Source organism: Maribacter sp. MMG018, from assembly GCF_018100785.1.
Classification (GTDB): domain Bacteria; phylum Bacteroidota; class Bacteroidia; order Flavobacteriales; family Flavobacteriaceae; genus Maribacter.
On record NZ_JAGJEC010000002.1, the window covers coordinates 285,123 to 305,777 of the forward strand.

The following is a 20,655-nucleotide window of genomic DNA, read 5'->3' on the forward strand; positions in this document are numbered from 1 at the left end:
CCTGTGAGGTCCTTTTACCAAGACCTATCCTTTCTTTTGTTTAACTTTTTCCAATAACCAATCGCACCATTGGTCGATACCCTCATCGGTAATGGAGGATATCTGCAATACTTCTATTTCATGGTTCACTTCACGGGCATCTTTGGTAACGGCTTCTACCGAAAAAGGAACATAGGGCAACAGGTCGGCCTTTGAAACCAACATCATATCACTGGTCAAGAACATTTTTGGGTATTTTTTCGGTTTGTCGTCCCCTTCGGTGGTCGCCATTAGGGTAACGCGGTAGTCCTCACCCAAGTCAAAGGAAGAGGGACAGACCAAATTGCCCACATTTTCAATAAACAATAAATCAATGTTTTCCAAGTCGAATTGGTCCAGTACCTGGTGCACCATTTGCGCTTCCAAATGGCAAATGCCCCCGGTTACGATCTGTAGGGCCTGAATACCCGTTTCACGGATGCGTTCGGCATCCCGTTCGGTTTCGAGGTCACCGACCATAACGGCAATGTTTATTTTGTCTTTCAACCTTTCTGCCGTTTTTTGCATAAGGGTCGTTTTACCGCTTCCTGCCGAAGAGGTAATGTTGATTAAAAGAGTGCCGGTCTTGGTCATTTCCTTTTTTATACTGTCGGCCACAAAATCATTGGCCTTTAGCAAATGGATGTTCGTGTTTTCACATTGCACGGTGCCCCGTGCCGCTTTCGTTGATTTGTCTACCATTTTCTTTTTTTTAGATGACCTTCAAGGTCGTAATTCGTTTTTTATAATCGTTTGACCGATGCGTTCAGTCTTCAAATTCTACTTTGTGTATCAGCATTTCCTCACCTTGGATCACATTTTTGCTGGGCCGGTCACAGTTTTCACAGATAAACCGATAGTTCTGTACATCGGTAACGTGGTTACATACCTCGCACTGGATTTTTAAAGGGGTAGATTCTATATGCAGTTGCACATGGTGGTACCCCGGATTGGTGAGGTGATAGGCGCTATAGGCATTGTGCAACAAACGCGGCTCAATGTTCGATAAGATGCCTACCTTTAAATGAATAGCCTTCATTTTGTCCAACTTTTCCCTTTCGAACTCCTGTTCGAGGGTACGCATAATGCTATTTACAATTGATGTTTCGTGCATTAAATTAAACTTTTTACTTTTTCCAATTCCTCTAAATGCTGATCGGCCTGGGCAATCAGGTTTTTGTCGTCGACCAAGGTTTTTATCTCTTCGGCCTTAGCCTTCATTTCTTCGTATTTTTTCAGTTCTTCGGAACTGTTTTCGTTGTGCGTAAGCCAGCCTAGTTCCAATTGGTTCAATAGGGTGAGGGCCCGCTCGAACGGATAGTCACTGGCCGTTCGTATTTCTAGGGCTTCGTTAAACAGTCCCGCTGCCTTCTCTAGATTGTCATGGATTTTCGCTGGAGGAAAATGCATCAGGGCCGTGGCATAATTGTGGCTGGCCATGGCATTTTCATAAGGATATTTTTCTTTGGTATAGAAGGCCAGTACCTCTTTGAAGGAGGAAGCACAAAAGGCCGTCCACATGGGTTTTTCTTCTGATGATACGGGAATTTCCGAATAGATAAGGGCCAAATTATGGTGTACATCGGCAAATTTTTTCGGATGTGTGTCCCGTTTAAAGACCTTTAAGACATCTTGGAAGGCATTGATGGCCGCTTTGTAATACTGCGGATTTCCATTCTTTGACCAAGTGTACAAAAGAATGGCTTTTTTGTACATGGCTTCTCCCAAGAATTCGGGAATATCTTCCTTTCTAAAATATTGGATCGCCCTATTGATCAATTCCTTTGATGCGATGAAATCTTTCTTGAAGTTCGCGATTTCGGCGGCATCGACCAGTAACATACCTGCCTGTACTCCCAAGCCTTTTTCTTCGTAATAGGCAATGCAGCCCAATTGCAGCTCATGCACCTCATTTAATTTTTCGGGGTCGTAGGGCACCTGTAACTGGGCCATTAGAATACCGGCCAAATGACTGTTCATGGCATTCTTGGCATCGTCGGAAACGGCTATCTTAAGTTGTTCTTCGGCCAATTGTTCGGCCTCTTGTAATTCTCCCGAATCCAATAACAAATTCAGGTAGTGCTTTGCGGTAAATACCCTGACCTCGTCGTTTTCGGCCTTTGACAGGGCTTCGGTGAATCCTTTTTTAAGCTCGGCATGCCCCGGGGAGGGCGCTACGGCACCGTAATAGTTGATAATGGCGCTGTTATGGGCCGAGGTATTATAGCAGAAATCGATCATATTGTGCGAAATCTCATAGCCGAACTGTAAATGGGTCGCGATAAGAAGGTGGTGGTACAGGGGCGATTTTTCCGAAACAAATTCAAAGGCCTTTTGATGGTTCCCCAATTTATAAAAAACCAAGGCAAGCAAATTTTTTGGGGTAAACGGAATCTTGGGAAACACATAGGGCGGTTCCAAATCATACCAGTCCAAGGGAACGGAGATGGTATCGACATCCACTGTCAATGTTTTTATATCCCGTATGCCTTCGGGGTCTTCGGTTACCGTAACCAGCTCATCCAATCGGTCTACGGTCGCAATTGCATCATTTGCTTTCTGCAAGGCATTAGTTGTCGTTAATATCGTAAGCATCTTTATCTACTTTTTGTGTGCCACGCGGGTCTTTGGCCGCTGTTAACATCATGTTTCTGCCATATATCTCGGCCAGACGTTCTGTTCTGTAATCCCCCATGGTCTGAACCAATACTTGTTTGGGGTCTTTGGTGTTGATGAAAATGAGCGAAACTTCCCAACGGCCTTTTACCGGGGTAACTTTGTATTGTACCTCGGCATCCATTAGCCAATTGTTGTTTTTTTTCGTCATGTAATGGCCACCTTTATTAATTGGGTCTTTTCAATAATCTCATAATCCAATTCCCTATCACTCATATCCAAATCGTTGTCTATCAATAATTCACGTACGGCAAGGGTCTTATCACCCTTTAAGTTACGCGATTTTAATAGAAACTGCGTGGGTTTATACATTTTTACGAACCATTGGCTTGTGACCGGCGTAATCAAAATATGACCTTGTTCCTCTACATAGGTCACATAAGCGTACAAGCTTTCCCCGAAAATGGGGGCTATCAATTCATGGTCTAGGTAAATATGGGATGTTTTTAGGCTGATTTTTGAACTCACGTGGGTATCGATAGCTTTAGGTCTTCCAAAATATGTTGTACAATTTTGTCCCCAGCGTCTTTCACTTCATCGCTAAGGTCTACCTCTAGCTTGGTATTTTCAATGGCCACGAGATATACTTGGATATCCTCTGGATATTCATCGCGAAGTATTTTTTTGGTATAGGATAAGGCCTGGTCCCATTTCATGCCATGTAAAAAAACCATAGGATCGTCTTGCGGAGCCTTCATCACCTCTTCCGCGGGTACCTTGAACAAGGTGCCTACAGGCTCGTTACTGTTTAAAACCGCATCGACCAAAATGATTTTATCGTGTCCCTTGAGGCCAAAGAGTACCTCAAAGGCAGCGGTGCCCATGTCAAAAATACTGATATCTTCCGTTTGGGGGAGTTTTTCGCGTAGTTGTTCAATAACGTAAATGCCTACTGCATCATCGCTTCGTACCGGATTACCAAACCCCATTATTGCCGTCTTCATGTGCTTTCTTGTTTTAGATATAAAGACCTCACAGGTCTTAGAGATCTGTGAGGTCTAAGGTAATCATTATCGAAATCTGTAATTATAGTTTAAATCGAGATAATTCAACGCCACTATGTGCATCATGGGCATGTACGGTACATACCAGGCACGAATCGAAGGAACGCGCCACAATACCTACTTCCACGGGATCTGACGGATCTTCTATCTCGGTACCCATTAGGGCGGTTTCTATAGGCCCCGGGTTATCGTTGGCATCTTGCGGACCTACGTTCCATGTGGTCGGTGCCATTACCTGATAGTTTTTGATCACACCATTTTCGATTTCGATCCAGTGTGCGAGGGCACCACGTGCCGCCTCGGTAGCACCGAAACCTTTACCGTCTTTCTCAACGGGTTTAACGTAGAATTCACCATCCAAATCGATCTCGGACAACCATTTCTCTATGAAGGTATAGATTCTTGGTGCCTCATGTACCCTTGCCAATACCCTGGTAAATACACTGGGTCCCAGTTTTTTGATAATATCGCCGAACAAAGGATCTTGAATCTGATGGTCTTTGTTGGCCGGGTTGGCGTTCATGATGGCACGGGCCAATGGTCCGGCTTCGGCGGCATGGCCGTCGTAACGTGGCGATTTGGCCCAGCTGTACTGATTGTCAAAATCGGTTTCGTGCAAGGTTTGCGACTTCATGGGCGTTGGTAGGGGCTCGTCCCAAGGGTGGAGTCCGTCTTTTTGATTATCGTACCATGAGTGCTTCACGTGCTCGCTGATCTTCATGTGGTCGAATACATGATAGTTTTCCCCGTCGAAGAATCCGCTCGACGAAATTAAGGCGTCGTTTCTACCTTCGATAGTCGGGTTATTGTACATGTCTTTATGCAAGTAGGTTCCCGTTGCCAAGAACTTACCGACCCCCTGTCCGAATTTGTCCAATCCGAATTCGATTCCTGCACGTATCAATAGCCCAAGGTCGCTATTTCTCTGCGATTCGTTTTCTTCGACCCACGCCAACATATCGTCCCAGGTCTTGATTTCCATGTAACGTTCAATGGAACAACCCAACCAAATGGGTTCTAGCCAATCATTTTTGAACTGGGCGAGAATGGCATGTGCCCTAGTGATATCCTTTAAGGTAGGGGCACACATGACACCACCTGGTACCATATAGCTCGAGTGCGGCCATTGGCCACCGAACAAAGCGTATATCTGAACGGGCAGTCCACTGGCGGTCAACCCAATTTGAAAGGTTTCGCCGACGTAGGCGGACCAGCGTTTCACTACTTCCTTATATAAAGGTTTATCTGCATATTTTTTATTCGCCAAATCGGTCGCAAAGATGGCGTAGAACCATCTTGGGATACTTTGAAGGGTTTCCGAAGCCTGGCCGATGGCCCTTAACAAAAGGGCATTGGGCGTTAACTTGGTACCCCATGCGGTATCGAGAGCCGAAGAGGCACAATAGAGGTGAGACCCTCCGCAGATTCCACAGATTCTAGGCGTAACCACGAGACCCGATTGAGGGTCCTTGCCCGCCATTATTTTTTCAAAGCCCCTGAACATTGCCGCTTGTGTATGGGCACGGGTAACCTTGCCGTTGTCGATATAGACCTTTACGTCCAAATCGCCCTCAACGCGGCCAACAGGAGATATATTTAATTCTTTAACTGACATTTTAGATTCTTTAAGGTTCGGTTATTTTGAAGTTTCCTGTACTCTCTTGTTCGAAGGCATGATCTTTTGGAAACCTGCCTCCATATAATAGGCTAGTTTAGTTCTTCCTTCAGGAACCTCTTTTGGAAACGTGCCCATATATTTCATGGTTTTCATAACGCTTCCCTTTTTGAGGTCGTGGTGTGGGAAACCGGGTTCGGTACAACCAAGGCAAGGATGATTGGCCCTTGTCTTACTAGACTGTCTGTTCCACAAAATGTTGTTACAGCTCGCCCTGGTCATTGGTCCTCTACAACCAACCTCATAGAATAGGCATCCGCCACGCCTACCAAAGCCACCATCTACTTTTTGTGCAAAGTTGACCACATTGGTACAACCCGTTTGTACAAAATCGGTAAAGAAGGTCTTTGGCCTATGGTAATCGTCGATTTGAACATCACCGATCCTTCCTACGGCGATGGCCACAAGAATTTGTGTGATCCAATCGGGGTGGGCCGGACAACCGGGAATATTAATTACCGGTAAGCCTCCTTTTGATACATAGTCGGCCCCTAGGAAACCACCTTTGTTTTTCTTATGGAATTGCAATCCGGTAGACTCACTGGGGTTCGGAGGAACCGCAGGTATACCTCCCCATGTTGCGCAATCGCCGATAGCGACGACATAACCTGCAACTTCAGAGAGTTCTTTGATCCAGTCCATCATCGGACGGTCGGCGAAATAGTTCATTGTACCCGTGTTGTTCGGGCCTTGGATCAATGAACCTTCGTAAACAAGGATGTCCATCTGCACCTTACCGGCGAGAATATCCTTTAATAGGTCTTGAACTTGGTCCCCAATCTGTAAACCAGTTGTGGGGTGCCATAAAATGTTGAGGCCGAAGTCGGTGATGAGCTCCACCACCGTGGGTTCCTCGGCATTCAAAAAGGACATCGTGTTGCCACTGCATGCGCCTCCTTGCAACCATAATACATTTGCCATATTCTTATGAGATATTTGGTTTGGAAGCATTAAAGTATAAATATGACACTTATTTAGCAAAAAAAATAAATTATTCGCATTAATTTGGAATTATTCTAGATAAAATGAAATGTTGTTTTGTTGCTGCTAAATGGGATTGAAAGAAAAGTTAATGGGGCAGATATAAATCGTTATGGCAATACTTATTTAAGAATCGCTCTGCAGGGATGCTGTTGTGTATGCTTCTTATTGTCAGTTTATTACATTCTATTGGAGTGAACTTTGTCTTAGGGCGAGATGAAGCGTATCTAATCTTTAAAAGATACTTTGGTTTTGAAGATTTACAATGTAATGTTCGCCCATATTTCAATTAACTATCAAATTGTGATATCGAGTTTAATTGTATAAACGTATTTTAATAAAACCCTTAACTTGGCATGGCACATTTAGAATGTGGGTGTTTTTTTATGATTTGATGTAGAATAAATTAAAAAATTAGTTTAGTGGCAACTGGTGAAACCAGCTACTATAAATAATTCGAAGGAGACCTAGCGCTATTTTGTCGAGAGCTGTCGAACAGCTGAATTAAAGTAGAATATAACCAAGAAACAAGGGAAAAAAGAAATACATGAACGAATTACTGTCTTTAAAAAATAAAAATTATGCCTTGTCGGGAGGTACTGGAACCTTAGGTGGTTCAATAGCAGAATACTTGGTGCAGAATGGTGCAAAAGTATTATTGTTGGGTAGATCCATGGATAAACTGGAAAAGAAACAAACCGAACTAAATAACATTGTTGCCGATAGCACCTTCATTTTTAAGGTCGATGTCATGGATGAACAAGCATTAGTGGCCTTACGAGAAGAAATAAAGAAAGAGTTTACGCATTTAGATGGGCTTGTAAATCTTGCAGGAGGCAATATACCCGGAGCAACTTTAAAACCGGATCAGACCATTAGGGATATTGCCTTGGCGGATACACGAAAGGTGGTGGACATAAACTTATTCGGTACCGTAATGCCAACAATAATATTGAGTGAAATTATGGTGGCACAAGGTTATGGTTCAATAATCAATATTTCTTCAATGGCTGCCAAACAAAGTATTTCTAGGGTCTTGGGATATTCAATGGCAAAAGGGGCTATAGATATTTTTACCAAGTGGATGGCCAATGAACTCGCCTCTAAGCACGGTGATAAAATTAGGGTAAATGCCATAGCTCCCGGATTTTTTATAGGAAACCAGAATAAACGATTATTAACAAATGAAGATGGTTCGTATACCGAAAGGGGCAATAGCATTATAAAAAATACGCCCATGGGACGTTTTGGAGATGCATCGGAACTCAATGGTATGGTTCATTATCTGTTGAGCGATGCCGCCAGTTTTGTTACCGGCAGTGTTTTTGATGTTGATGGGGGATTCAGTTCGTTCTCAGGTGTATAGATAATTAGATATTACAAGAAGCATTACATTCATACATTTTGTTATGTCAATGGCAAGAAGAAATATAAGGGTATTTCTTTTTTTTATAAAGAAAACTTTTATTTCTTGAGAAAATATTGAAAATCTATTTTTGAAATTAATTATTTGATAGTATAATACATGGATTACTTAAAGAAAACCTTTCGATGGTTTGGTCCAGAATTTGGGGTTGCCCTTTCTGACATAAAGCAATTGGGGGTAGAGGGAATAGTGGCCGCGTGCCAAGAAGTTCCTCTTGGGGAAGTTTGGCCCTCGGAGACGATCGCCGCACTTAAATCAAAGATTGAGGCTTATGATATGGAATGGTCTGTAGTAGAGAGTGTTAATATTCATACAGCTATCAAATATGGGCTTCCGGAAAGAGACCGTTACATTGCCAATTATATACAGACTTTAAAGAATCTTGCGGAAAACGGTATTTATAATGTGTGCTATAATTTTATGCAGCTAATAGATTGGACCCGTACAGATTTAGATTTTATATTGCCTACAGGGGCGTCTGCCCTGCGGTACAGCCCTATCTCGGCGGCGGCCTTCGATTTGTTTATTCTAAAGCGCCAAAATGCGAAAGAGTCCTATACGGAACAAGAATATACAGAAGCAAAATCTTATTTTGAAGGCCTTACCGACGCGCAAAAAAAGAAATTGGAGCAAGCTATTTTAGCCGGTATGCCCGGTTCTAGAAAATTGATAGCATTAGAAGATTTCAAAGCCAATCATGCGACTGTTTTAAAGATCAGCAAAGAACAACTTCAAGAAAATTTGTCATATTTCTTGAACGCTATAATACCCGAAGCGGAAAAAATAGGGGTGCGAATGGCCGTTCATCCGGACGACCCTCCTTTTTCGGTCTTTGGGGTTCCAAGAATAGTTTCAAACTATGAGGAAATTAAGTTTTTGTTGGAGTGTTGTCCGTCACCCAGTAATGGGCTAACGTTCTGCTCAGGGTCTTTAGGGGCCTCTGCCAGTAACGATTTGGTAAAGATAATCGAGGATTTTGGAGATAAGATCCACTTTATACATTTAAGAAATGTTGCCCGATCGGAAGATGGAAGTTTTTATGAAGCGGAACATCTTTCGGGATCTGTGCCCATGGATAAAGTAATGAAGGCTATTGTTGAGCAACAGCATAAAAGATACGAAAGTGGAAACGGAATCGTCCGCATACCCATGAGACCAGACCACGGCCATGTATTATTGGATGATAAGAAACGTCAAAACGAATTTTATTCAGGGTACTCTTTAATTGGTAGAGCCATGGGCTTGGCACAGATTTCCGGATTGGAAATGGGGGTCAGGCAAGGTTTAAATATATAGATCATTTATATTGATTGTTCCATTTGAATTTTCTTGCTAAAGAAAATTCAAATGGAACATAAAGACCGTTTATGAGAGGCTTTTAGACCTATTTTTGTTTGTTTTTTTGAATATGAACAAACTTTTCTCCTTTATTTGTTAGTTTCCTTTATTATATAAAATTGTTATTGCTATATGCGCTTAAAGTTCATTTTGACCTTCGTAATAATTTCTATGTTGTTTTCATGTCAAACTTCTTACAAAGAGACCGAGGTTTCATTGAAACCTTATAAGATAGAAGATGGTTTTGAACTTGAGGTTATTGCTGCCGAACCACTTTTAAAAGCTCCCGTAGCTATCGACTTTGATGGAAAAGGTAGGGTTTGGGTGGCTCAAATGCCAGGTTATATGAGCGATATTCAAGGTTCAGAGGAAGACTTACCGCTCGGTAGTATTCGTATTCTAGAAGATTTGGATCATGATGGCGTTGCCGATCACACAAAGATATTTCTGGATAGTCTTGTTATGCCAAGAGCCTTGGCCCATGTTTACGGAGGTTTGCTGTATGCCGAGCCACCAAACCTATGGTTTGTGGAAATAGAGGACGACAAGCCCCAAAAGCGTGTTTTGGTAGACTCTTTGTACGCAGTGGATGGTAATCCAGAACATCAGCCCAATGGTTTAGAATTGAATATAGATAATTGGATCTACAATGCTAAATCTAATTTTAGATATAGAAGAAAAAATGGTGTTTGGCAAAAAGAGCCCACTACTTTTAGGGGACAATGGGGTATATCGCATGATAATTTTGGAAGGTTGTACTACAACGATAATTCTAGGGTGTTGCTAGGTGATTATGTATTGCCCAATACCTTGATAGATAACAAGTATTTTACCCCAAAGAGAAGTGTAGATAAGTTGTTGACACCAGATCAACGTGTTTATCCTTTACATGCGACTTCTGTAAATCGGGGGTATGCCAAAGGGGTATTGAACGCCGATAGTATTTTGGTGGCAGCAACAGCCGCCTGTGGCCCCTTGGTTTATAGAGGAGGTAGCTTTTCCTCTGGCTATGATCAAAATGTGTTTATATGTTTGCCCGAGGCCAATCTGATCAAACGTACCCTTTTGACCTTTACAGGAGACTCTACCATTGCGAAGCACGCATGGCAGGGAAAGGAATTTTTGGCTTCTACAGATGAAGGTTTTCGCCCGGTATATTTAAAAAATGGCCCCGATGGTAGTATGTTCATTGTAGATATGCATCGGGGCATGATCGGTCACCATGCCTATATGAGCCCCTATTTAAAGGTAAAGACCGAGCAAGAGCGTTTAGATACCATTATAGATTTTGGAAGAATTCTTAAGGTGAAACAAGAAGGTATGAAAGGGAATGCCGTTCCTGATTTTGATACCTTGAACGGGTTGGAACTGGTTTCTCTCTTATCGGATAAAAATGGATGGGTACGTGACCGTGCGCAACACTATTTGGTATTTAAAGAACTAAGGGATCAGATGAATGTCGTTAAAGAAATGGCCCTAAATTCTAAGAACCCCTTGGCACAGATACATGCCTTGTACGTATTGGAAGGTTGGGGTGCACTTACGTTTGACTTTTTAACGGATTTGATGAAAGATACCAATTCTGAAGTTGTAGCCCATGCCATAGTTCTTTCGAAGCCTTTTGTGTCAGAAAAAAACAAAGAAAAGGCACTGTCGACGTTCGATGCCTTATTGCAAAGAAACAATCTTGAAATAGATCTTTATTTAGGGAGTGTTATAGGAAGTTGGATAAAATTGGAAGAGCAAGAGTTTATACCATTTATGATGCGAATATTAAAAAGAAGGGAAGACAATAGTACGGTTATAGAATCTGTTATCAGTGGTCTGGGAGGTGTTGAAACCAGAATTTCAGAAAATAAGGCCATCATGGATACATTGAAGCATACGCAGTTTGTGAACGGATTGGTCAGAAGTACTTTTGATAGAAGAAAAGGGAAAATGAACGCTATCTACACCAGAAAGTTTTTGGGTGAGGACAGACGCACCAGTGGCGCCAAAATGTTTTTCCAGATTTGTGCTTCTTGCCACGGGGCAAACGGCCAAGGTATCGAAGGGCTCGCTCCCCCGTTGATGAATTCTGAACATGTAAAAAATACAGAGCGTTTGGCACTTATTATATTACATGGTCTAGACGGACCCGTACATGTTAACGGAGAAGAATATAATATTAATTTGGCCATGCCGGGGCTAATAAGAAACGAAACTATTTCTGATAAGGACATTGCGGATATCATATCATATGTGACCAATGCTTTTTCTGATCGGCCAAAAACATTGGGTACAGATCGTATAAAAGAACTGAGAGACATAAAATCTTCATCCGGTAAAGAGTTTACCGAAGCAGAATTGATAGAGCTCACCCATTAGGGGCCTAATTGTATTATGGCCATTGGTTATAAATGGGCATAGAAGATGTACAGAAGACGTTTTGTTTACCGAAAGTGGTTTACCGTCTATCGACACTTTTGCGTTATTCGTCTACAGCTAACTTTTATTGTCTTAACTTTATAAGACTTTTGTTCCTTAAATTTAAAAACGCTTCTTATGAACATATTGCTTATTGAAGATGATAGTATAGAAATTATGAAATTGGAAAGAACCGTTTCTAAATTGGAGGTAAAGCATAAGATTACCAAAGCAAAGAATGGGGAAGAAGCATTGGAATATTTAAAATCGGATAGTAGGTTGCCCGACATTATTTTACTGGACCTGAATATGCCACGAATGAGCGGGATAGAATTTCTTTCGATTCTCAAGACAGACGAAGCATTTAAATACCTGCCTACTATTATTCTTACAACTTCTGAAAATAGGGCAGATTTACTGGAATGTTACAAAGCCGGAATAGCTGGATACATTATAAAGCCTTTAAAATATGAGGATTACGAATCTAAAATTAAAAAGGTTTTGGCTTATTGGGATGTAAATGAACTGGTCAAAGCCTAACATAAAATAGTGATTCACAACAAAAAACGAAATTTCTGTATTACTTTTCTTACTTTTAGTATGTTATTGAAAAAAGTATGAAAGGAATAGTATTTACAGAATTTTTAGAAATGGTCGAGGCCAAATTTGGTTTAGAGACTGTTGACAATATCATCGAAAAGTCGAATTTACCTTCTCAGGGAATCTATACATCTATTGCTTCGTATGATTTTAATGAAATGGTAAGCCTCATTACCCAATTAAGTGAAGAGGTAGGGCTTGCACCTGGAGACTTGATCTATGCCTTTGGGCTTTATCTTTTTTCGGGTCTAAGTAAATCGCATCCAGAGGTGATACAGAATTATAAAACGCCCTTAGGGCTTTTATATTCTATTGAAGACCACATACATGTACATGTGAAAAAGTTATATCCAGATGCAGAATTGCCCACATTTAAAATACTGGAAAAGACAGATACTTCCCTTTCCATGGTCTATACTTCCTCTAGGGGACTTTACCGATTGGCACACGGTCTAATAGAAAAGACTTTCGAACACTTTAACGGCAAGGCGGAAATTACATACGAACTATTGAAGGAAGATGGCACCGAGGTAAAATTTGATATCGTTCAGTATGGATAGTAAAGAAGTGATCCTCTTAAAAAAGGCGCTTGAAAGACAAAAAAAAGCCCGTCAACAAGCAGAAAGAATATTAGAGGAGAAATCAAATGAGCTATATGATGTTACCCTTCATTTAAGGGAGGCCAATAATAGGCTGGAAAACCTTTTAAATGAAAAGACTTCAGAATTGGACGGTGTATTCATAAATATCATTGATCCTTATGTAGTCATGGATCTTAATTTTGATATAATAAACATGAATTCATCCGCAAAAGAATTTCTGCAGGTGGATCATACCGAACAACGCGTAAACCTTTCAAGATTCATACATTCCGATTTTACGGATTATACCAGAGAGTCTGTGAACTCTATGATGAAGGTAGGTATTCTAAAAAACTACCGTGCCAAGATCAACATCAATCAAAATATCGTAAAATGGGTACAGATAAATGCCAGTCTTATCTATGATAAACAAAGAAATCCGATAGGTGCACAAGGTGTTATAAGGGATATAACCCAAGAGATGGAAGTAAAAAAATTACTCTCCGATCAAAAAAAGCAACTTAACCTTATTATAGAAAACTCACCTTTGGGTATTGTTCTATCGTCTAATGGATATATCGTTAAGGCCAATAATGCCTTTGTGAAAATGTTGGGTTATTCGGAAAATGAACTTAAAGATCTTTCCATTGAGAAAATTTCACGGCCCGATGACCCTGATGAATTTAATTACCACATTAAGCAAATGTATGCCGGTAAGTTGAACAAATTTACCTCGATCAACAAAATCATAAGAAAGAACGGTAGTCCAATTTTAGCTAAAATGATGTTGAATGTCATTGCCGATGACAAGGATTCGCTAGATTATCAATTGGCAATTATAGAGGATATATCAAAAGAACACGAAGCCGAAAGAAAGCTCAAAGATTCAGAAAACAGGTTGTCAACATTGATTTCTAATTTACATACAGGTGTTCTGCTGGAAGATGAGGACCGTACAGTAGCATTGACCAATCAAAGGTTTTGTAATATATTTTTAGTGCCCACAACACCCGAGCAATTAAAGGGTATGGATTATAGCCGATTTGCGGACCAGAATAAATTTCATTTTAAAGAACCAGAAGCGTTTGTAGAGCGAATAGAACAAATTTTGCGCGATAAAAAGGCGGTGTTGTCGGATGAACTTGAAATGGCCGATGGTAGGGTACTGGAAAGGGATTATATACCAATATACAGCGAAGGCATCTATAAAGGGCACTTATGGGCTTATAATGATGTTACCATCAGTAAAAAGCATAAGAAGAACCTTGAGGTTCAAAGAGAGAAGTATAGCAGTATTATAGCCAATATGAACCTTGGCCTTGTTGAAGTGGACAATGAAGACATTATACAAATGGTCAATCAGAGTTTTTGTCATATGTGCGGTTATGAAGAACATGAACTTTTAGGTAAAAGGGCATGTGACGTTATCAGCATTAAAAATGATGAAATAATAAGGGAAAAGAATAAAAAGAGATTGAACGGAGAATCCGATTCGTATGAGGTAGAGGTCATTACCAAAAAAGGAGATATAAGACATTGGCTTTTGAGCGGGGCACCGCGTTATAATGAGTCTGGTGCGGTAATTGGGTCCATAGGAATACATTTGGACATAACGAACCAAAAAAACTTAGAGTTGCAAAAAGAGAAATTACTTGGGGAATTGGAACTTAGTAACCAAGGTTTACAAGAATACGCCCATATTGTTTCTCATGATTTAAAGTCGCCTTTACGAAGTATCAGTGCCCTAGCTACTTGGTTGAGCGATGATTATAAAGATGTGCTTGACGAAGGTGGCAAGCAAAACCTAGAGCTCATGCAAGAAAAAGTAGCTTCTATGGATAAACTGATACATGGCATATTGGAATATTCTACGGCGAACAGTGCCGAGCTCGACAATGCCAATGTAGACCTGAACAGTGTGGTGACAGAGATAGAAGAGGTTATCTATATACCCGATCATGTTCAGTTATCCGTTCCAAGAGAATTGCCCACGATTGTAGCGGATAGGACCAAAATGCACCAGCTTTTTCAAAATATCATAGGTAATGCGGTCGTGCATATAGAAAAAGACAAGGGGTTGGTAGAGGTATTATGGGAAGAAGAAGTGAATTTTTGGCATTTCACGATCAAGGACAACGGGGTAGGTATTCCAAAAAAATACCACCAAAAGATATTCGATATATTTCAATCTATAGGAGAAAATGAGAGATCAACAGGTATCGGACTTTCTATAGTCAAAAAAATTATAGACCGTTATGGGGGCCGTGTATGGGTAGATAGCGAAGAAGGTGCGGGAACCGAGTTCCATTTTACGATCAAAAAAAATTGAGCAATCAAAAAGCGACAAATGAGAGTAGTCCAGGCAATTAAAAAAACAGATAAGCCTTTTGTATTTATAGGTAGTGTAACGGAACTTAATAATCCGTTGGTGTTGGTCTTTGGAAATAGATATGCCCTAGAAAGCCCAACGATCTATGAAGAGGTACGAGAATTGTTTCCTACCGGACATATTGTATTTGGTACCACTTCGGGTGAGATCATAGACGAAATGGTTATGGAGGGAACTACCATAATAAATGCTATAGAGTTTGAAAGGAGTGAATTTCTGATAAAAAGGAAAAATGTGGGAGATTATGATCACGATGATTGTTTGCTCGGAGAAAGTTTAATAAAAGAGTTTCCGGAAGAAAACCTAAGACATCTTTTTGTTATTTCGGAGGGGAGTACCGTGAATGGCAGTGCGCTTATAAACGGTTTGGAAAAAAATAAAAAAACAAGTATTGGTCTTTCGGGGGGATTATGTGGAGATGATGATCGTTTTGAAAGAACACTGGTTTCCTATAATGAAAATCCGAAAGAAGGTGAAATTGTGGCCATTGGGTTTTATGGAAAAAGTTTAGAGGTAACGAGTGCCAACTATGGTGGTTGGACACCTTTTGGCCCAGAAAGGATCATTACCAAATCACAGGACAATATTTTATACGAATTGGACGGTAAACCGGCTTTGGACCTATATAAAAATTATCTGGGAGAAAAGGCCTGTGAACTGCCAAAGTCTGCCTTACTATACCCGTTGAGCGTAAAAACTTCGGATAGTGCCGAACCAATAGTCCGTACTATATTGAACATAGACGATAAAGAAAATGCCATGATCTTGGCAGGTGATGTACCGGAAGGGGCAAAGGTTCAGCTAATGATGTCATCGGTAGATGATATTGCCAATGGGGCATACCAAGCGGCCCAGTTGGCCATGGAACGTAGAAATAACGAACCCGAATTTGCACTTTTGGTAAGTTGTATTGGCCGAAAACTGGTAATGGACCAAAGAACGGAAGAAGAAATAGAAGAGGTGAGATCTGTGGTAGGGGAGAACACGTTTATAGGAGGGTTTTATTCGTATGGGGAAATGGCCCCGTTTACGGAGAAAAATGCCTGTAAACTGCATAACCAGACAATGACTTTAACTTTATTTAGCGAATAATGCATTCATTGTTAAGAAGACAATTAAAAAAATACCTTTCGGCAGACGTACAGTCTTTACCGGAAATCGAAGCTTTTTTAAAAGCGGTGGAAAAATCATATGAAAATTATGACGAGAAACTGGCTATGCTACATAGGGCAACCTCTATAAGCTCTGATGAGCTTTATGAAGCCAATAAACAATTGGAAAGTGAATTCGCCAGACAAAAAAACATTTTAACTTCACTAGAAAATGCGATTGGTAGTTTGACGGATAATCTGAAGGAAGAACAACCTTTCGGACAAAATATGATTGATGAGTTCAATGCCGAACATCTAGCGGATTATATAAGTAATTTGGCTTTTCAGGTTGCACAAATGAACGAGGAAAAAGATAGGTTCTTAAAAAGTTTGGAAGAACAGAACCAAGCCTTGAACAGTTACGCACAAATGGTTTCACATGACCTAAAATCCCCTATCAGAAATATAAATGCCCTGATGAGCTGGATTATGGAGGACGAAAAAGACAAGTTTTCAGATTCAAGTAAAGAAAATTGCTCTTTGGTTTCTAAAAACCTGGAGAAAATGGATAAATTAATTTCTGGAATACTGAATCATGCGACTCTAGGCAAAACCGAAGAGCAAAGAGTTGGTTTTGAACTAAAGGATGCTCTAAAAGAGATAGTACGAACAATATATGTGCCCGACAATGTTAAAATTGTACTAGCCGACAATCTTCCTAAAATGGTTTTTGAGAGAGCCCGTTTAGAGCAATTGTTCATGAATTTACTTACCAATGCCATATCTGCCACAGAAAAAAAGGAGCAGGGGTTGATAGAGATAGGATACGAACCAGATGATCTTTATTGGAAATTTATAGTTTCCGATAACGGTAAGGGCATTCCAGAACAATATCAAGAAAGTATTTTTGAAATGTTCAAGAAGTTGGAAAATGAAGGTAACGGAACAGGAATAGGACTTGCTCTGGTAAAAAAAATAGTAGACCTGTATGATGGCTGTATACGTTTAAAATCGGAAGAAGGCATAGGAACTATTTTTTATATCACGTTAAAAAAAGAATTATGATAGAACAACCCAACCTTAAATATGTGGATGATCTAGCAGGTGACGACGTTGCTTTTAGGCAGCAGTTCATCACTATTTTAAAAGAAGAGTTTCCTAAGGAAAGGGAAACATACATAGATCATGTAGAGAATAAAAGGACAAAAGAAACTGCGGCAATCGTTCATAAATTAAAGCATAAATTCAATATCTTGGGAATGGAAGAAGCTTATAGACTTGCCGTTACATATGAAAAGGAGCTTTTAGAGGGGCAAATAACTGCGGATGCCAAATTTAAAATGATATTGGACACCATTGCGGGGTATATTAAAAACATATAAATGAACTGTATTGTTATAGACGACGAAGCAATGGCCAGGGCCATAATCACCAAATTATGTGGTACCGTTCAAGATTTGGATGTTATAGAGGAATTTGACAATGCTATCGATGCGATCAAATTTTTAAACCAGCGGAGTGTTGATGTGGTCTATTTGGACATTCATATGCCCGGTTTTACGGGAGTAGATTTTGTACAGACCTTAAAGAATCCGCCCAAAATAGTTTTGACCACCTCAGACACCGATTTTGCCATTGAAGCCTATGAGTATGAGTGTATTGTAGATTATTTGGTAAAGCCGGTAACGCAAGAGCGTTTTGAAAAAAGTTTTCAGAAGGTAAAAAATGCCATAGTACAAAAACCAAAAGTAAACGGTAGTGAGAGTCAAGAAACCGATTTAGAGGGAGACCTCTACATAAATATAGATCGGCGATTGATAAAACTAAAGTTTAATGAGATATTGGTGATAGAGGCAAAGGGCGATTACATTGGGGTAAAAACGGAGAAAGAGGAATATCGCGTACATACGACCCTAAAAAAGATAAAAGAAAAATTGCCCGAAAAACTGTTTCTTCAAATACACAGATCATTTATCATAAACTTCACTAAAATAATAGATATAGAAGATAATAGTGTATTGATAGAGAAAAATGTAATTCCTATCAGTAGATCTAATAGGCCAGAACTTATGAGAAGGTTAAACCTTTTATGATCATAAGATCAATAAAAAAGCGAGCGTTTGTAAAGATTTTAAAATATGACCAAAGCATCGTTTGTTAACAGTGATTATTTTAACGGTTATATAAAAAAATGATGTATTGTTACGTTACATTATAAGCTTTGGTAAATATGCCGGCTAATTTTTTTCTATCTATAGGTTTTATCATGTAGTCGGTTAATTCCTCGTACTCTGCCGCTTTTTTTATATCACTTTCCCTTACCGAAGAACTGACTATATAAATATTTATCTGTTGTTCTATTTTTGATTTTAGTTTTTTGAACTCTGCCAGAAAACCCCAACCATCTAAAAAAGGCATATTAATGTCCAGAAAAATTACTTTGGGGAGCGTTTTTTTTTCTTTGGTACATTTACTTACAAATTCTACAGCTTGTTCCCCGTCAGTAAAGGAATTGACTTCAATGTCCTGCGTCATTTCCTTTATCGTTTTTTCCATAAGATAAAGGTACAGTTCGTCATCGTCAACCAATAATACGTTAGATTTTTTATCCATAATTAAAATGTTATTTCAAATGTTGTGCCTACGTTCTCTTTACTTTTTATGGTGATTTTCGCATCTAGTGCCTCTAATTGTGATTTAACAAGAAACAACCCCATTCCCTTGCCCGAAATATTTCTATGAAACCGTTTATAGAGCTTAAAGAGGTTATCTCCGTGTTTTTCCAGGTCAATACCTATACCATTGTCCGAAACGGATAAGACTTTGTTTTTATTTTCATAACGGGTTTCGAACAGTATATAAGAATATATATTTTCTCTTCTGTATTTAATGGCATTGGACATTAAGTTGTGAATGACGCTTCTTAGATAAAATTTAGAGAAGTCAACCTGTTGCCAAGCGTCCGATTTTATAATTACCTCAAAACTGTCGTTGTCTAATAGCGTCTCGGTAAAGTCTTTCTTAACCTCTTCTATTAGGTCGATAATGTTTACATCATCGATCTTAATTTCTCTATTGTCCAAGATGGTCACATAATCGCTTATATCTTCGGTAAGATTGATAATACTCTTGGTAACTTGACCCAACTTAGGTAAAAGCATGGTGACATTTTGCGGCTCTTTTTCATTGTTGATCATGTCCATTACAGTGGCCATGCTGGTTACAGGGGCCCTGAGGTTGTGAGAAACTAGATAATTGAACTCGCTTAACTGTTCGTTACGTATTTCTAAGCGGTGGTTCATATCGGTTATAAATTGGTTGTTTTTCAGTAACTTATCCCGGTTTTTGGTCAAAAGCTCGTTTTTTTCTTCCAATTCTTTATAAAAGAGCTCTTTTTGAACCCTATTTTTTTGAAGCATATAGGAAAGGGAGGCCAATAGAATAATTGCAAAAAAATTAAACAATCCCAATCCTTCGTATATGGGCAGCAAACTAGCCTTTATCATTGAGGGGGAAGCCTCTTGGGCCAATTTCCAGTTCGTGGGGCTCACTACTTTGAGAGGAGCTCCCGAAAGGGTGTTATAACCCGAATCTATTTTATGTAGATTAACCTGTTGTATGGTCCAAATATGGTTGTTTTTAAAATAAGTGGTATCATGTTTTATTGCGTCCGGAACGGAGGTGTAAAGGTCCTCTAAAGAGGTGTTTCTTTCTAAAAATTCATATGGAAGATCCTCTTGGTATTTAGAAGAGGTGATAATTCTTTTATTGTTGTCCAATAGAAAAATATTGTTGTCCGAAGCCCTTAATTTAAGATAGTCAAGAATTCTCTTCATCTTAAAATTAATGACCACGATTCCCATTTTTTTTCCCGTTTTGTCATAAATGGGGCTTACGGCCCTGATGACGGGTTTATGGGGTTTTTCAATTTCCCCGTTTTCACGGTTTAGACTTATTTGCGAAAGGTATGTTTGACCGTGTTCCAATGCAAGTCCGTTCTTAACATATTCACGTTCAATTTTGTTTTGAAGCGGTCTTAGTTTTACAGAGTTAACTTTTGTTCGTTCTGCACGAAAAAATTCATTTCCCTCAAGATCTAAAAAACGGAATTGGTCATAATCCGTAATTCCCCTAATAATCTCTAAATAGGGGCTCATAAAAGAAACATGTTCTTTTAAGGGGTCAAAGTTTATGGGGTACTTTAGTGTAGACCAATATTGGGTATTGTTAACAAATGAATAAAACTGGTCTTCTAGATATTTTTTTTTGATAGAGGTGTCCTTTCTTTGATAATCGGACAGAAGTTCGATTTTTTCTTTTTTTTGGGACAGAAAAAGATACAGAGAGAGTATTAATACTGGAATATATAAATAGGCGAAAATTTTAAAAACTCTTTTCCTCATAAAAAACCCCGTTAGAGTCTTATCACTATATAGTTATTATATGGGGGAAGAGATTATAAGTGAATAC

20 protein-coding genes are annotated in these 20,655 nt (G+C 39.6%); 10 read left to right on the forward strand and 10 right to left on the reverse strand.

Going from position 1 to position 20,655, the window contains the following annotated elements:
- Positions 1-24: 24 nt before the first annotated feature.
- The 8 genes from hypB to J8L85_RS09435 form a co-directional block, all read right to left on the reverse strand.
- Positions 25-720: a hydrogenase nickel incorporation protein HypB gene (gene hypB / locus J8L85_RS09400; protein ID WP_211016738.1), complete on the reverse strand. Its 696-nt coding sequence runs from the start codon at positions 718-720 to the stop codon at positions 25-27.
- Positions 721-784: 64 nt separating this feature from the next.
- Complete coding sequence (locus J8L85_RS09405) at positions 785-1,132, reverse strand: hydrogenase maturation nickel metallochaperone HypA (RefSeq protein WP_211016740.1); 348 nt, start codon at positions 1,130-1,132, stop codon at positions 785-787.
- Positions 1,132-2,613 (reverse strand): hypothetical protein, encoded by a 1,482-nt coding sequence (locus tag J8L85_RS09410; RefSeq protein WP_211016742.1) that lies wholly within the window; start codon positions 2,611-2,613, stop codon positions 1,132-1,134. Before J8L85_RS09410 ends, J8L85_RS09405 begins: the two co-directional genes overlap by 1 nt.
- Positions 2,588-2,845: a hypothetical protein gene (locus J8L85_RS09415; protein WP_211016744.1), complete on the reverse strand. Its 258-nt coding sequence runs from the start codon at positions 2,843-2,845 to the stop codon at positions 2,588-2,590. The genes J8L85_RS09410 and J8L85_RS09415 overlap by 26 nt, the downstream gene beginning before the upstream one ends.
- The gene (locus J8L85_RS09420; protein ID WP_076457192.1) at positions 2,842-3,162 is read right to left on the reverse strand and encodes a hypothetical protein; all 321 of its coding nucleotides are present in this window, start codon (positions 3,160-3,162) and stop codon (positions 2,842-2,844) included. The genes J8L85_RS09415 and J8L85_RS09420 overlap by 4 nt, the downstream gene beginning before the upstream one ends.
- Complete coding sequence (locus J8L85_RS09425; RefSeq protein ID WP_076457191.1) at positions 3,159-3,638, reverse strand: hydrogenase maturation protease; 480 nt, start codon at positions 3,636-3,638, stop codon at positions 3,159-3,161. The genes J8L85_RS09420 and J8L85_RS09425 overlap by 4 nt, the downstream gene beginning before the upstream one ends.
- A gap of 82 nt (positions 3,639-3,720) precedes the next feature.
- Positions 3,721-5,313, reverse strand: coding sequence for a nickel-dependent hydrogenase large subunit (locus J8L85_RS09430; protein ID WP_211016745.1), 1,593 nt, complete (start codon positions 5,311-5,313; stop codon positions 3,721-3,723).
- Between the two features lie 21 nt (positions 5,314-5,334).
- Positions 5,335-6,294, reverse strand: coding sequence for a hydrogenase (locus tag J8L85_RS09435; RefSeq protein ID WP_046287861.1), 960 nt, complete (start codon positions 6,292-6,294; stop codon positions 5,335-5,337).
- A 607-nt stretch (positions 6,295-6,901) separates the two neighbouring features.
- On the opposite strand from J8L85_RS09435, the gene J8L85_RS09440 reads away from it, so the two are divergent.
- From J8L85_RS09440 to J8L85_RS09485, 10 genes are all read left to right on the forward strand, one after another.
- Positions 6,902-7,720 carry an SDR family oxidoreductase gene (locus J8L85_RS09440; protein ID WP_211016746.1) on the forward strand — a complete coding sequence of 273 codons (819 nt, stop codon included), beginning with the start codon at positions 6,902-6,904 and terminating at the stop codon, positions 7,718-7,720.
- A gap of 159 nt (positions 7,721-7,879) precedes the next feature.
- Positions 7,880-9,076 carry a mannonate dehydratase gene (gene uxuA, locus J8L85_RS09445; RefSeq protein ID WP_211016747.1) on the forward strand — a complete coding sequence of 399 codons (1,197 nt, stop codon included), beginning with the start codon at positions 7,880-7,882 and terminating at the stop codon, positions 9,074-9,076.
- Between the two features lie 174 nt (positions 9,077-9,250).
- Positions 9,251-11,485: a c-type cytochrome gene (locus tag J8L85_RS09450; RefSeq protein WP_211016748.1), complete on the forward strand. Its 2,235-nt coding sequence runs from the start codon at positions 9,251-9,253 to the stop codon at positions 11,483-11,485.
- 177 nt (positions 11,486-11,662) lie between these two features.
- Positions 11,663-12,064 (forward strand): response regulator, encoded by a 402-nt coding sequence (locus tag J8L85_RS09455; protein ID WP_211016749.1) that lies wholly within the window; start codon positions 11,663-11,665, stop codon positions 12,062-12,064.
- Between the two features lie 77 nt (positions 12,065-12,141).
- A complete protein-coding gene (locus tag J8L85_RS09460; protein ID WP_211016750.1) occupies positions 12,142-12,684 on the forward strand; it encodes a heme NO-binding domain-containing protein in 543 nt (180 codons plus the stop codon).
- Positions 12,677-15,034: a PAS domain S-box protein gene (locus J8L85_RS09465; RefSeq protein WP_211016751.1), complete on the forward strand. Its 2,358-nt coding sequence runs from the start codon at positions 12,677-12,679 to the stop codon at positions 15,032-15,034. Before J8L85_RS09460 ends, J8L85_RS09465 begins: the two co-directional genes overlap by 8 nt.
- A gap of 18 nt (positions 15,035-15,052) precedes the next feature.
- Positions 15,053-16,186 (forward strand): FIST N-terminal domain-containing protein, encoded by a 1,134-nt coding sequence (locus J8L85_RS09470; protein WP_211016753.1) that lies wholly within the window; start codon positions 15,053-15,055, stop codon positions 16,184-16,186.
- Positions 16,186-17,250, forward strand: coding sequence for a HAMP domain-containing sensor histidine kinase (locus J8L85_RS09475; protein ID WP_211016755.1), 1,065 nt, complete (start codon positions 16,186-16,188; stop codon positions 17,248-17,250). Before J8L85_RS09470 ends, J8L85_RS09475 begins: the two co-directional genes overlap by 1 nt.
- Positions 17,247-17,567, forward strand: a complete 321-nt coding sequence (locus tag J8L85_RS09480) for an Hpt domain-containing protein (protein ID WP_211016756.1) — start codon at positions 17,247-17,249, stop codon at positions 17,565-17,567. Before J8L85_RS09475 ends, J8L85_RS09480 begins: the two co-directional genes overlap by 4 nt.
- A complete protein-coding gene (locus J8L85_RS09485) occupies positions 17,568-18,278 on the forward strand; it encodes a LytTR family DNA-binding domain-containing protein (protein WP_211016757.1) in 711 nt (236 codons plus the stop codon).
- A gap of 109 nt (positions 18,279-18,387) precedes the next feature.
- On the opposite strand, the gene J8L85_RS09490 is transcribed toward J8L85_RS09485, so the two are convergent.
- Positions 18,388-18,798, reverse strand: coding sequence for a response regulator (locus tag J8L85_RS09490; protein ID WP_211016758.1), 411 nt, complete (start codon positions 18,796-18,798; stop codon positions 18,388-18,390).
- 2 nt (positions 18,799-18,800) lie between these two features.
- Positions 18,801-20,588 (reverse strand): sensor histidine kinase, encoded by a 1,788-nt coding sequence (locus J8L85_RS09495; protein WP_211016759.1) that lies wholly within the window; start codon positions 20,586-20,588, stop codon positions 18,801-18,803.
- Positions 20,589-20,655 lie beyond the last annotated feature (67 nt).

Excerpts from the sequence above, each read along its gene's own strand:
- J8L85_RS09485 (WP_211016757.1), top strand. The coding sequence starts at position 17,568 with ATGAACTGTATTGTTATAGACGACGAAGCAATGGCCAGGGCCATAATC.
- uxuA (WP_211016747.1), top strand. The coding sequence starts at position 7,880 with ATGGATTACTTAAAGAAAACCTTTCGATGGTTTGGTCCAGAATTTGGG.
- J8L85_RS09425 (WP_076457191.1), bottom strand. The coding sequence starts at position 3,638 with ATGAAGACGGCAATAATGGGGTTTGGTAATCCGGTACGAAGCGATGAT.
- J8L85_RS09440 (WP_211016746.1), top strand. The coding sequence starts at position 6,902 with ATGAACGAATTACTGTCTTTAAAAAATAAAAATTATGCCTTGTCGGGA.
- J8L85_RS09435 (WP_046287861.1), bottom strand. The coding sequence starts at position 6,294 with ATGGCAAATGTATTATGGTTGCAAGGAGGCGCATGCAGTGGCAACACG.
- J8L85_RS09450 (WP_211016748.1), top strand. The coding sequence starts at position 9,251 with ATGCGCTTAAAGTTCATTTTGACCTTCGTAATAATTTCTATGTTGTTT.
- J8L85_RS09405 (WP_211016740.1), bottom strand. The coding sequence starts at position 1,132 with ATGCACGAAACATCAATTGTAAATAGCATTATGCGTACCCTCGAACAG.
- hypB (WP_211016738.1), bottom strand. The coding sequence starts at position 720 with ATGGTAGACAAATCAACGAAAGCGGCACGGGGCACCGTGCAATGTGAA.
- J8L85_RS09460 (WP_211016750.1), top strand. The coding sequence starts at position 12,142 with ATGAAAGGAATAGTATTTACAGAATTTTTAGAAATGGTCGAGGCCAAA.
- J8L85_RS09415 (WP_211016744.1), bottom strand. The coding sequence starts at position 2,845 with ATGACGAAAAAAAACAACAATTGGCTAATGGATGCCGAGGTACAATAC.
- J8L85_RS09455 (WP_211016749.1), top strand. The coding sequence starts at position 11,663 with ATGAACATATTGCTTATTGAAGATGATAGTATAGAAATTATGAAATTG.
- J8L85_RS09465 (WP_211016751.1), top strand. The coding sequence starts at position 12,677 with ATGGATAGTAAAGAAGTGATCCTCTTAAAAAAGGCGCTTGAAAGACAA.
- J8L85_RS09470 (WP_211016753.1), top strand. The coding sequence starts at position 15,053 with ATGAGAGTAGTCCAGGCAATTAAAAAAACAGATAAGCCTTTTGTATTT.
- J8L85_RS09410 (WP_211016742.1), bottom strand. The coding sequence starts at position 2,613 with ATGCTTACGATATTAACGACAACTAATGCCTTGCAGAAAGCAAATGAT.
- J8L85_RS09490 (WP_211016758.1), bottom strand. The coding sequence starts at position 18,798 with ATGGATAAAAAATCTAACGTATTATTGGTTGACGATGACGAACTGTAC.
- J8L85_RS09480 (WP_211016756.1), top strand. The coding sequence starts at position 17,247 with ATGATAGAACAACCCAACCTTAAATATGTGGATGATCTAGCAGGTGAC.
- J8L85_RS09475 (WP_211016755.1), top strand. The coding sequence starts at position 16,186 with ATGCATTCATTGTTAAGAAGACAATTAAAAAAATACCTTTCGGCAGAC.
- J8L85_RS09495 (WP_211016759.1), bottom strand. The coding sequence starts at position 20,588 with ATGAGGAAAAGAGTTTTTAAAATTTTCGCCTATTTATATATTCCAGTA.
- J8L85_RS09430 (WP_211016745.1), bottom strand. The coding sequence starts at position 5,313 with ATGTCAGTTAAAGAATTAAATATATCTCCTGTTGGCCGCGTTGAGGGC.